The 10,209-nt window shown below is 66.7% G+C and carries 16 protein-coding genes; 9 read left to right on the top strand and 7 right to left on the bottom strand.

Annotated features, from left to right (window positions below; all coding sequences use genetic code 11):
- On the bottom strand, positions 1-594 hold the full coding sequence (locus ETAA1_RS12390; RefSeq protein ID WP_145238361.1) for a hypothetical protein: 594 nt from the start codon (positions 592-594) through the stop codon (positions 1-3).
- Between the two features lie 216 nt (positions 595-810).
- Here ETAA1_RS12390 and ETAA1_RS12385 point away from each other — a divergent pair, with 216 nt between their 5' ends.
- From ETAA1_RS12385 to ETAA1_RS12370, 4 genes are all read left to right on the top strand, one after another.
- Positions 811-1,323 carry an NUMOD4 motif-containing HNH endonuclease gene (locus ETAA1_RS12385; protein WP_202920844.1) on the top strand — a complete coding sequence of 171 codons (513 nt, stop codon included), beginning with the start codon at positions 811-813 and terminating at the stop codon, positions 1,321-1,323.
- Between the two features lie 105 nt (positions 1,324-1,428).
- Positions 1,429-1,734: a hypothetical protein gene (locus ETAA1_RS12380; protein ID WP_145238332.1), complete on the top strand. Its 306-nt coding sequence runs from the start codon at positions 1,429-1,431 to the stop codon at positions 1,732-1,734.
- 2 nt (positions 1,735-1,736) lie between these two features.
- Positions 1,737-2,306, top strand: a complete 570-nt coding sequence (locus ETAA1_RS12375; protein ID WP_202920843.1) for a sigma-70 family RNA polymerase sigma factor — start codon at positions 1,737-1,739, stop codon at positions 2,304-2,306.
- A gap of 62 nt (positions 2,307-2,368) precedes the next feature.
- A complete protein-coding gene (locus ETAA1_RS12370; protein ID WP_145238326.1) occupies positions 2,369-3,085 on the top strand; it encodes a type 1 glutamine amidotransferase domain-containing protein in 717 nt (238 codons plus the stop codon).
- Between the two features lie 93 nt (positions 3,086-3,178).
- On the opposite strand, the gene ETAA1_RS12365 is transcribed toward ETAA1_RS12370, so the two are convergent.
- From ETAA1_RS12365 to ETAA1_RS32865, 4 genes are all read right to left on the bottom strand, one after another.
- A complete protein-coding gene (locus ETAA1_RS12365; protein ID WP_145238323.1) occupies positions 3,179-3,763 on the bottom strand; it encodes a hypothetical protein in 585 nt (194 codons plus the stop codon).
- A complete protein-coding gene (locus ETAA1_RS12360; protein ID WP_145238321.1) occupies positions 3,760-4,395 on the bottom strand; it encodes a hypothetical protein in 636 nt (211 codons plus the stop codon). The genes ETAA1_RS12365 and ETAA1_RS12360 overlap by 4 nt, the downstream gene beginning before the upstream one ends.
- Positions 4,396-4,482: 87 nt before the next feature.
- Positions 4,483-5,052, bottom strand: a complete 570-nt coding sequence (locus tag ETAA1_RS12355; protein WP_145238318.1) for a TapB family protein — start codon at positions 5,050-5,052, stop codon at positions 4,483-4,485.
- A gap of 28 nt (positions 5,053-5,080) precedes the next feature.
- Positions 5,081-5,785 (bottom strand): hypothetical protein, encoded by a 705-nt coding sequence (locus tag ETAA1_RS32865; protein ID WP_238389430.1) that lies wholly within the window; start codon positions 5,783-5,785, stop codon positions 5,081-5,083.
- Positions 5,786-5,863: 78 nt separating this feature from the next.
- On the opposite strand from ETAA1_RS32865, the gene ETAA1_RS12345 reads away from it, so the two are divergent.
- The 4 genes from ETAA1_RS12345 (at position 5,864) to ETAA1_RS12335 (ending at position 7,734) form a co-directional block, all read left to right on the top strand.
- Positions 5,864-6,388 (top strand): hypothetical protein, encoded by a 525-nt coding sequence (locus ETAA1_RS12345; protein ID WP_145238315.1) that lies wholly within the window; start codon positions 5,864-5,866, stop codon positions 6,386-6,388.
- 30 nt (positions 6,389-6,418) lie between these two features.
- The gene (locus tag ETAA1_RS31845) at positions 6,419-6,568 is read left to right on the top strand and encodes a hypothetical protein (RefSeq protein WP_202920842.1); all 150 of its coding nucleotides are present in this window, start codon (positions 6,419-6,421) and stop codon (positions 6,566-6,568) included.
- 180 nt (positions 6,569-6,748) lie between these two features.
- Positions 6,749-6,949, top strand: coding sequence for a hypothetical protein (locus ETAA1_RS12340; protein WP_145238312.1), 201 nt, complete (start codon positions 6,749-6,751; stop codon positions 6,947-6,949).
- Positions 6,950-7,086: 137 nt separating this feature from the next.
- Complete coding sequence (locus ETAA1_RS12335; protein WP_145238309.1) at positions 7,087-7,734, top strand: hypothetical protein; 648 nt, start codon at positions 7,087-7,089, stop codon at positions 7,732-7,734.
- Between the two features lie 14 nt (positions 7,735-7,748).
- On the opposite strand, the gene ETAA1_RS12330 is transcribed toward ETAA1_RS12335, so the two are convergent.
- Positions 7,749-7,979: a hypothetical protein gene (locus ETAA1_RS12330; protein WP_238389429.1), complete on the bottom strand. Its 231-nt coding sequence runs from the start codon at positions 7,977-7,979 to the stop codon at positions 7,749-7,751.
- Positions 7,976-8,362, bottom strand: a complete 387-nt coding sequence (locus tag ETAA1_RS12325) for a hypothetical protein (protein WP_145238307.1) — start codon at positions 8,360-8,362, stop codon at positions 7,976-7,978. The genes ETAA1_RS12330 and ETAA1_RS12325 overlap by 4 nt, the downstream gene beginning before the upstream one ends.
- Positions 8,363-8,732: 370 nt before the next feature.
- Here ETAA1_RS12325 and ETAA1_RS12320 point away from each other — a divergent pair, with 370 nt between their 5' ends.
- Positions 8,733-10,169, top strand: coding sequence for a HEPN domain-containing protein (locus ETAA1_RS12320; RefSeq protein WP_145238304.1), 1,437 nt, complete (start codon positions 8,733-8,735; stop codon positions 10,167-10,169).
- The last annotated feature ends 40 nt before the right edge of the window (positions 10,170-10,209 follow it).

Below are 10,209 nucleotides of genomic sequence, written 5' to 3'. Positions count from 1 at the left end.
TCAGGTCGCAGTCGGATACCGTCGCCGGAGCTCCAGCCCGTCGCCATACAGGTCCTCCGAGTTCCGACAGAACCCGAACCAGACCGACGGTCGCCACCCCGGGGGGCCGTCCAGCGGCACGAGGACGGCCTCGTCGTCACCCAGCCGCAGTGTGAGTCGGTCTTCGCCCTGCTCCCAGCGGCCGAGTTGGCCCATGCCGACCAGCCCGTGCTCGCCCTTCGGTCGGGCGATGTCCCAGTTGATGACGACGACCCCACGGCGGAAGAGACGCAACCGGACGGTCGTCCGGCCCCGCACCCCAACGCACTCCTCCACCAAGTTGAACCAGCTGGTCTCCCACAACTCCTGCACGACGCTCGGGAGGGACAGGACGACCACGATGGTCCCCCAGTCGAGGAGGACCGCCGCCCAGGCGTACGGCCGGAGCGGTGGGAGCAGTAGGGCGCCGACACCGAGGCAGAACCCGCCGACGAAGGGGATGGCCGAGTGGAACTTGCCGGTGCGCCAGGACACGAGGAGCACGACCCAGTTCAGCAGGGACACCCAGCTGCCGAGGGCCAGTAGGAGGCCGGCGATGGTCTGCTGCCACTCCACAGCGGCCTCCCCTGCTCACCATCCAGGTTCTGCTGAGACGCCCGCCGAAGGTGCTCGTTCCGCACCCTCAAGGCGGCTCCCGATTTGGCAGTACGCAGTCGTCCATTGACCCGGTTTCCCCTTCCTCCTGCAAGCACATCAGTTGCGGAAAGCCGCCAAACCAAATGAGAAGTCGAGCGGGCCACCCGGGGTAGTTCCCTGATGGAGGTCAACACCATGACGAGCAACGAAGAGGAGTGGAAGTCCATCCCGGGCTTCCCAGGCTACGAGGCGAGTTCGTTCGGCCGCATCCGGAACACCCGGCGGAACCACATCCTCGACGGCACCACGACCCACAAGGGGTACAAGCAGGTCAACGTCCGCGGCGAGCGGGGACGCAGGAGCGCCGCCGTGCATCGGCTGGTTGCCCTCGCCTTCCTCGGTCCGCCCCCGTCACGCTACGTCTGCCACCACATCAACGCGGTGAAGGACGACAACCGGCCCCAGAACTTGGTCTGGCTGACCATCGGTCAAAACGTCCGCCTCGCGCACCAGATGCGCTTGGTCCCCTTCGACCACATGAAGGGCGAGCGCAACCCGGCCGCGAAGCTGACGGACGACCGGGTGCGCGCGATGCGAGCGCAGGGGCGAGCCGGTGAGACCTCGGTCGCCCTCGCGGCGGCGTTCGGTGTCTCCGTCCGGTCGGTCGACAAGGTGCTAGCGCGACAGGCCTGGAAGCACGTCGAGTGAGCGCCGTGGGCGCCAGAAGCCGGCGGTGACACAACGAGCGCGCTGAGACAGAAGATTCAAGAAATGTCGTCGGCCCGGCCGGCGGCATCCACCCACGAGGAGAACATGAAGCTGCATCTCATCTACGACACGGCAACGAAGCAGTTCACCGGCGGGAGCGTCGGTGGCCGCATCCTGCACGGCCTGTCGTCGGTCGTCCTGAACAACGGGAAGGCGACCGTGCTGAACCACGAGGGGCGCGACCTGCTTGCCCCTGAAGCACCGGCCAGCCCGGCCTCGACCCCGGCCCCGTCGGCCGTCGAGCAGGGCATCGCAGCCTGCTTCGGGCTGGACGACATGGCCCCGTCCGCCGAGACCGATTCAGCCGACGACATTGACCGCTGGGACTTCAATCGGTGGTCGTCGAGGTGACGTTGCCTCCGACTATCAGCGAGGCCGAGTTCCTCGCCGCGACCGCTCACGCCGCCAAGGTCCTGTACCGCAAGTTCGGCACCCACGTCGGCTCGCCCGAGGACTTCTCACAACAAGTAATCGTCTGGAGTCTTGAGGCAATCCCGGCTTACGACCCCAACCGCCGCCTGGAGAGCTTCCTGATGACCAATGCCAAGAACCGGGCACTCAACTACTATCGTGACCACGTCAGCCGACGAGACCCACCGTGCAGAAGCTGTCACGAGGGGACGCCCTGCGCCGACGGCGAGCACTGCCGCCCGTACGCGAAGTGGCTGGCGCGGAACAAGGCGAAGGCCAACGTCGCAAGGCCGCTCGGCATCGAGCCCATCCTGGGGATGACGACCCCGTCGTCGGTCGAGCCCGAGGCCATCGGCTCCGAGCTCTCCCTGCTCATCGACCAGCAGCTGCCTCTCGACTTGCGCCCGTTCTACTTGATGATGCTAGCGGGAGTCCCCGTCTCGGCGGACCGGAAGCGGCGGGTGCAGCGGGCCGTTGCTGAGATACTGGGGGACCCCACGCTCGCCCCGTAGTGAGCGCTCGAACTGGCCCGAAACTTGCCACAGCCTCTCACACCACACCGTGGAGGGCTCTCATGCCGACGAACCGCATCCTGGCAGTCGTCACCAACGTCGGGGAGTACGAGAAGGTCGGCTACCGGACCGGGCTGTGGCTCGGGGAGCTGACCCACTTCCTCGACGTGGTGGAGGAAGCCGGCTACCGGGTGGACATCGCCAGCCCGGCGGGGGGCTACGTCCCCATCGACCCCGAGAGCCTGATGTTGCAGGAGATGGGCCACGCCGTCGGGCTCCCAGGGAAGGTCCACGAGCACTACGCCGACCGGGCGTTCATGGACCGGCTCGTGAACACGATGAAGGTCCGGGGCGCCGACCCGACGGACTACGACGCCATCTACATGACCGGGGGCCACGGGGTCTGCTTCGACTTCCCGAAGAGCGCTGCCTTGGCCGAGTTGACGACCCGGCTGTTCGAGGCCGGCAAGGTCGTGTCGGCCGTCTGCCACGGCCCCGCCGGACTGCTGGAGATGAAGCTGAGCGGTGGCGACTACCTTGTCCGCGGCAAGAAGCTGACCGGGTTCTCGTGGACGGAGGAGGGACTGGCGAAGCGTGAAGATGCGGTGCCGTACAACTTGGAGGAGGAGCTCAAGAAGCGGGGGGCCGACTACGACAAGTCGAGCGTGCCCTTCAAGAGCTACGTCGTCGAGGACGGCCTGCTCATCACGGGACAGAATCCGGCGAGCGCGGCGGGGGTGGGCGAGGCGGTGGTCAAGAAGCTGAAGGCGGGTGCCTGAGCGGCCCGCCGGCACACCTCCCTGCTCATCCACCGAGGCCCGCGGCGAGTGCTGCGGGCCTCGTCGTTCTTCCCCTTCCCGCGGACCCGCGGGTCAATCTTTCGCCGGGGCGAAGGACTTCAGGACGGCAAGTGCGTCGGGGGACTGCCGCTTCACGAGGCCGACGCCTGGGGCATACCACTCGGTCGCGGGCGGCAGAAGTTGCCACCGGGACACGACCTGGATGCAGCTGAACTCCCCGGCGGGGACCGTGACCCGCACCGGGCCCCACGCCGTCGCCCGTGCGTCCGGTCCTCCGGGCATCCAGGTCTGCCCATCCCGGTGAGGGAGTTTCAGGGCGCACACCGAGTCGTCGGGTCGCCCCCCGTTGGCCAGATTCTCGCTCCAGAAGAGCCCTCGGCTGGAAACCACCATCCGCCAGTTCGGGCCGAGGCCACCCTTTGCTGCGAGTCGGCCGATGGTGACGACCTTGGTCCCTTCGGCCCCCTCCTCGACGGCGACCACGCCATCGACCGTCTCGTGTTCCGGTAGGTTCTTGTAGCTGTGGGTGTACGTCCACTTCGCCCCGACCTTCGTCGGGAAGTACAGCACCGTCGCCTTCGCCGCGTCCGGGATGGGCGCCGCCGCGGCTAGCGCCGTGAAGAAGATGAGCAGGAGGGGGAGGGTGAGCTTGGTCACGGGGTTGCGTCCTTGCCGGGGGTGAAGGACTTCAGCACTTCGACCGTGGTGCCATTCACTTCCTCAACCTTCTCCTTCACCATCCCAATTCCGGCCGCGTACCACGTCGTCGTCACGCGGCGCTCGTCGCGGAAGGTGAGGTCCATCTCCACTCGGACAGCCCTGTACTTGCCGGCCGGGACCTCGACCCACTCGGGGCCGTGGGCCGTCGCCTTCGCCGTCCGCACGACGCCGACCCCGACGATGTCGAGGACCACGTCCCACTTCTTCCCGGCCTCGGCGGGCGTCCGGAGCAGCCAGAACGGTTCCCCGAAGTCGCCACCGATGGCCGCGACCACCCCGACGCCCCGCGCGGACACGTTCAGCATCTGGTATGGGACGTACCCCGCCCCGTACTTGTGGTAGGTCGTCACTGCCCTGGCCCCGTCTCGCCGGTTCCGGACGGCGGTCACCTCCAACTCGGATTCGATGTCCCGCTCGCCCTCTCTGCTCAGCACATAGACCCACCTCGCCCCTACCGTCGTCGGGAAGTAGTGTGCGACCTCCCGCGGCGGCGGGGCGACAGGAGCAGCCGGGGCGTCAGCGGTCACCAGAACGAGACCGACGGCGAGAGCGGCGAGCAGGCGCATCATCCTGGGCCTCCACGGGTCGCCGCAGCGTACCCGGTCCGGGCGGCGGCGCCGAGGCGGGAAGTCTGGAAGGCCTTCCTGCTGATGCGGCTAGGGCCGGCCCGGGGTGAACGACTTCAGCAACAGGGTGACAGTCTCCTTCCCCTTCGGGGAGACCGACGCCTGCTTCACCCGTCCGACACCCGGCGCGTACCACGCCACCAGTTGTGCCCCGCTATCGTGCTCGTCGACGACCTTTACGGCCTGGAACCGACCTGCCGGCACGTCCACCGCCTCCGGCCCGTGTACCGTCCTCTTCATTTCGCCAACGGCCCACGACTCTCCAGCCTTCAGCGGCAGCTTCAGCACCCACACCACCTCCGACTTACCCGTTGGTGTCAACCGACTCTCCCGCAGCCCGGCAGGCGACACGAACACCTTCGCATACCGCCACGCGGTTCCGTCGGCCCCGGCCCGACTTACGACCACCTCTTTACCCGACTTCTCAACTGACACGACCCGGACCGGCTCCTGCTCCACGCCCGCGCGCTCGTACACCCACTTCGCCCCGACCGTTGTCGGGAAGTAGAGGGGCTGCTCCTTTGCGGCCTCGGGGATGGGGGCGGCGGCGACCGGGCACGCGGCGGCGAGGAAGGCGACGGTGAGCAGGCGAGGCGTCATGGTCGGTCTCCGAGTGGTGCTCTCCTGCTCAGGTCTTGCCCAGCACCAAGTCTACCAGCCAGCAGCCTCGAACGTGAGTGTTCGGCCCCCGGCAGTACTCCAGCAACTCGATGCAGTCGCAACCTGCGTCCTCAAGAGCGTCCGCCAGGACGGGCATCCTGTCCCACGCCCGCTCCTCGTAGATGCCGCGGGCCAGGGCCACGACGGCCTCGGTGCGCCACTCGGGGGAGAAGACGACGGGGTGGAAGGGGTTGCCGAAGATGTCGCGCAGTGCGTCGCACTGCTCGCGTCTGGCGGCTTCTTTAGCACCGTTGAGCATTCGCTCGATGGCACCTGCCTCGTTCTCGTAGTCGGTCGTGGTCGAGGCGTTGAAGTACGAAGCGTCTTGGGCGTGCCGTGCACTCAACTCCACTTCTCGAACGTCGAACGGCGACGAGACTGCCCACCCAGCCGCTGCGGTCGCGCTCGACAAGGTGTTCGACAGCGTCTTGGCCTCGAAGTACCTGCCGCGGGAGAAGACGATGAGGTCCCGGTCGGTGGCGAGGCCGTCCGCGAACCGCTCCGCGACCTCGACTGCCCGTCGGCTCGTCGCGTCGTCGATGAGCGGCCAGATGAGGCGGCAGCACGAGACGGCGAACAGCCGCAACTTCCGCTCGCTCACCGGCCCGCGGTCCCGGAGGAACGAGAGCATCGCAAGGGGGTCGGTCGAGGTGGCCCAATCGGACTCGGTCATGGTGCCCCCTGCTCAGCCGACCGCAGCGAACCTTTACGTGACCTACAGTTGCGAAACACACGCCGCCCGGGTCAGTGTATGTTCCGGTTTATGACGCCCGTCGCCCTCCTCGGCATCCTGGCGTGGGGCATCCTCACCGGCATCTGGTTCGCCCGGGCCGGCCCGGACACCAGCCGAGAAGTGGCCGACCGGCTCCGCGCGGGGATGACACTGGCCGAGGCCGAGAGGGTTGTCGGCGCCCCGCCCGAGGACTACCGCCTGGAGCACGACCGGAGCACGACGTTCAGCTTCAGCTGCGCCCTACCCCGGGTCATCACCTGGACCACCTACCACGGGCGCATCACCGTGGTGGACGGGTACGAGACCATGCTCGGGAAGCCGGGCGTGCCGACGGCGCAGTACCCGGGCGGGGTCATCGACTCGGTGGACTGGTCGCCGGTCGAGCCGCCCGCGTACTCGTGGCGGGTGCGGAGCCCGCTGGCGGTGACGGCCGCTGTGCTGGCGGGCCTCCTCCTCGTGCTCCGCGCAGCCCAGGGGTGCGGCGCGCGGCGACACGTGCGGGGCGATGACGCCGTCGTGCCGGACACCGCTCAGTCGTCCTGATGGCGCAAGCCGCGGGTCCTGTACCGTTCAATGGTGTGGTACTCCTCGCAGGGGGATACAGCCATTAAGAAGCAGGGCGATGTCAGCAGGAAGCGGCGGCTGGTGGGCAGCGAGGCGAAGTGCCGCTGGTACGCGAAGCGAAGGGCCGAGCGGTTCGCCGCCCGGTACTGGGGCGCCTGACCGGCGCCCCCAGATAATCCGCCCGACCCGCTCATCTTTCTTGCCGTGCCGAGATGATTACCCTCATGCTCGGCCCCAACCCGCCGCCCACCTGCGCAGCAGGGCTTGGGGTTGACCACCCCGGCGCGGAACACCATAGCGGCCCCGCAAACGTCTTCACCCTCACAATCACGAAGGTCCATGAACGTCAGCACTCTCACCTTCTCGCACGACCAGACGGCCGGCACGGGCCACGCCCTCGGGTCCTCCACGTCGAAGTGGTTCGCGGAGTGGAAGGCCCGCAAGTCGTCCGCGCCGACGCCAGCCGCCGAGCCCCAGGCTCCTCCTGCTGACGATGCCGCGGACGCCCTCGCCCAGTGGCTCTCCAGCGACGGGAAGTAGTCCAGTCCGACCGCCCGGATGCGTAAGCCCTGACACCAGTGGGGGTTGTCGCCGGACCGACGTGACACTACGACACCTGTGAGGAGAACCCCCAGGGCAGGACGGCCCCACCCACGTCGCCCCGGAGTCCGTCCTACATGGCCACCGCGCCAGCCCCGACCGTCTGGTCCGTCGTCCGCGACATCCTCTCGTCCAACATCAACCTGAGCGCCGACGAGGTCATCACGAAGGCCAAGGCCAAGGGCCTGAAGGCTCCCGACGCGGTCATCCGCGGGACCGTCTACACCGTTCGGAAGAAGCTCAAGCAGAAGGTCCCCGCCGCGAAGCCGGTCCTGGCCGCGGCCCGCACGACCGCGCCGGCGAAGCCCGCGAGCCCGTCCGTCTCGTCGGTCGTCCGGGCCATCCTGTCGGCCGACCTGGACCTGAGCGCCGACGAGGTCGTCGCTAAGGCGAAGGCCCAGGGTCTCACTGCCTCGGACACGAGCATCCGCGCCTCGGTCTACAACATCCGGGGCGAGCTGAAGCGGAAGCCGGGTCAGACCCCGAAGGCTGCGGTGGCCCCGTCGAAGCCCGCCAGCGCTCCGGTCGCGGCACCCGTCGCCCAGGCCCCGGCCCCGGTCGCGGTGACCACCGTATTGTCGAACGTCGCCCTGGTGAACGGCGCGGTGGCGGCGAGCGGCGGGGTCGAGCAGGCCCGGAAAGTGGCCGAGGCGGTCCGCGCGTGCGGCGGGCCGGAGGCGTTCGCCCAGTACCTCGACCTCGTTGCCGGCATCCGCACGGCCTGACCCCGGGCTGGCCGTTACTTCTTGCCGAGCGGTGGCCACTCCTTGTCGAGGCCCTCGTCCTCGACTTCGACCACCGTCTCGGCGTCCACCCCGAACCGGGCCGCGACAGCCTGCCGCGACTTCTTCACACCCAGGCCCTCGTCCTGTGCGGCGACCAGGGCTGCAAACAACTCGCGGCGCTGGACCTCGGTCAGTTCTGCCGTCTCAACTTCCATCGGCGTCTCCTTGATGATGATGTGGTTCACGCCCAAGCCCACCGGCTCCTGGGGACCATGACGAACCCGCCGGTGGTCAGCGGGAAGCGGTCGAACCGGCCTACCCGGGTCGGAACCCCGCCCACGACGAGCGTGTCGCCCCTTCGCAAAACCCGAGCAGGGGGCGGGTCGCCGTAGACCGCCGCCGGGAGCGGCCGGAATGCGAAGGTGGTCGTCACCCGGATGACGGCCCAAGTTACCACCCGGAGGTGGCGGTCGCAGATGTTCTGGTCCGCCCAGCGGTAGGTCGTCTGGGTCCACCGCCCGCACCGGCTGCACTTTCGTTCCACCCCGTCCGACCGCTCGTACAAGCAGCCGTTGCTCCCCTGGAAGACGCCTCGGGTCGTGGTCTCGGTCAGGCGGACGGTCGGCACTCAGGAATCCTCGGCAGGTCAACCGCTCGACTGGTGGGCGGTCCGGTAACGCGAGCGGGGGAGCGGAGGGTTCTAGCGGGTGAGCAGGGAGGTGTCCGGGCGAAGAAAAGCCGGGGGCGCAAGGTCCCGAGGGTGCAGCGGTTACGGTGGGCTGGAGCTTTTGGGGTGGACGCCCTGTGGGCGCAGAGAGGTGGTGAGGGGTTGACCGTTACACCCTCCTGCTCAGGTCGCAGTGCATCAGATTACCTGCACCGCTCGTCCAGCCATCTTGGCAGTTGCGCTCTCGACTGACTGGAAACCCGAACCTCGCCCGGGGATTGACCGTCTTTCCCGTTGGCGTAGTTCAGGGACACGCACAGAAGGAAGTACCATGGAAGCAACCGACCGGGAACGCTGCTTGGTACTCCTGCGCCGCTTGGCCGAAATCGGCCTTGCGAAGGCGATGGAACAGAAGGCGGCTGGCACGCTGAAGCCGGGAGCGGCCACCGTCAGCCGGCATACGACAACGGAAATCAGCTATAGCCCGAAACTGGGCATGACGAGCCGGGCCGGGAAGCACAGCATTGTTACCCGGGAGCTCTGGGGAAGTGCAGCGAAGAAGGTAGCGAAAACGCTGGAGAAAGAACCAGAAGCGGCCGAGCTGCTGGCGAAGGGGGTTGACTCGTTCAATTTGTGCTGGCACTTGGCCAAACACATCGAAGCCACGCTCAAGGGCGAGCCGCTGAGCGAAGCGGAAGCGGAGGAGAGGCGGGCGGGCTTTTTCGAAGGTCCGAAGTGCGCGAGAACCTTCGAGAGCCACCCGGAGTTACAAGTCGTGGGTATGGTGGTTCAAGATGAGCCTTTTTCACTTCAACTCGGAAATTACAAGCTGACATTCCGCCGCCCGGTCGCAGCCGATTTTTGCTACGAAGAGACGGTCGGATTTCGTGCGGACCCTGCCCCGGGTTTCGTTGACGCCTTCGTCAAGGTAGAGGGCAAGTGCGAATCCGACGACTTCGAGGAGAACGAAGCCGAGTTGATTGCAATTGCCGAATGGGCGAATGCCATCATGCGGCTTGCCATCCCGAGCGGAGTTGCAATCACGGCGGCGGTATACCGAGATACCGAATTCGGCGGCTTGCCGGCTTCCATGTATACCACGGACGAGCCGGGTCACAAGAACCCGCCGGCCAGGGTAGGGGCGTCGAATGTCGCCCGGTTTACCAAGCTGTGCGCACTGCTGTCCAAACGATTCGGGCGTGAGTTGGCGCAGGTCGAACAGACTCGGGTCAATCACCTTGCCATTGCTTTCCATCGCTACATGAAAGCCCTTTCGGATGTCGGCTTGGTAGAGTGGCGAATCGCAGAGGCGGTGATGGGTATTGAAAGTCTGTTTATGACGGACAAGGACGTTATTAATTTCAAGCTGAGCATTCGGCTTCCGAAACTGTTGGGCTTCGTTGGCATCAACCCAGTCGAGACAAAGGCACTAATAGCCGACGGCTACACCATCCGCAGCAAGTACGTTCACGGCGATAGCCTAACCGAGAAGCAGCTGAAGAAGGTGGTTGAGCCGCACGGCGGTATGGAAGAAATGCTGGGCAAGTTGATTCTGTACCTTCGGAACGCGCTGGTTCTCTGCCTGTTCGCCCTGCCCGAGAAGCCGAAGCGGGTTTCCCTCATCGACCACGCCCTGATAGACCCCGCCAAGCATGACGAGTTGTGCAAGGCAATCGAGCCGTACCGAGAACTTCTAGAAGGGGTTGAAGCCCCAGTGAAGCGATACGCCGATGACTTCACTAGTGCGGAGATGACTTCACTAGAATAGAGAAATAGCCAGTCGCCGGGCTCTGGTCCTGTTCTGCCAT

It is taken from the genome of Urbifossiella limnaea (assembly GCF_007747215.1).
In the GTDB taxonomy this organism is placed as follows: Bacteria; Planctomycetota; Planctomycetia; order Gemmatales; family Gemmataceae; genus Urbifossiella; species Urbifossiella limnaea.
The sequence above is the reverse complement of the archived record's forward strand: the minus strand, read 5'-3'. Positions and strand labels throughout refer to the sequence as shown.

What these genes read in the sequence shown, in the direction of transcription:
- ETAA1_RS12385 (WP_202920844.1), top strand. Translation starts at nt 811, where the DNA reads ATGACGAGCAACGAAGAGGAGTGGAAGTCCATCCCGGGCTTCCCAGGC.
- ETAA1_RS12380 (WP_145238332.1), top strand. Translation starts at nt 1,429, where the DNA reads ATGAAGCTGCATCTCATCTACGACACGGCAACGAAGCAGTTCACCGGC.
- ETAA1_RS12370 (WP_145238326.1), top strand. Translation starts at nt 2,369, where the DNA reads ATGCCGACGAACCGCATCCTGGCAGTCGTCACCAACGTCGGGGAGTAC.
- ETAA1_RS12360 (WP_145238321.1), bottom strand. Translation starts at nt 4,395, where the DNA reads ATGATGCGCCTGCTCGCCGCTCTCGCCGTCGGTCTCGTTCTGGTGACC.
- ETAA1_RS12355 (WP_145238318.1), bottom strand. Translation starts at nt 5,052, where the DNA reads ATGACGCCTCGCCTGCTCACCGTCGCCTTCCTCGCCGCCGCGTGCCCG.
- ETAA1_RS32865 (WP_238389430.1), bottom strand. Translation starts at nt 5,785, where the DNA reads ATGACCGAGTCCGATTGGGCCACCTCGACCGACCCCCTTGCGATGCTC.
- ETAA1_RS12345 (WP_145238315.1), top strand. Translation starts at nt 5,864, where the DNA reads ATGTTCCGGTTTATGACGCCCGTCGCCCTCCTCGGCATCCTGGCGTGG.
- ETAA1_RS31845 (WP_202920842.1), top strand. Translation starts at nt 6,419, where the DNA reads ATGGTGTGGTACTCCTCGCAGGGGGATACAGCCATTAAGAAGCAGGGC.
- ETAA1_RS12340 (WP_145238312.1), top strand. Translation starts at nt 6,749, where the DNA reads ATGAACGTCAGCACTCTCACCTTCTCGCACGACCAGACGGCCGGCACG.
- ETAA1_RS12335 (WP_145238309.1), top strand. Translation starts at nt 7,087, where the DNA reads ATGGCCACCGCGCCAGCCCCGACCGTCTGGTCCGTCGTCCGCGACATC.
- ETAA1_RS12320 (WP_145238304.1), top strand. Translation starts at nt 8,733, where the DNA reads ATGGAAGCAACCGACCGGGAACGCTGCTTGGTACTCCTGCGCCGCTTG.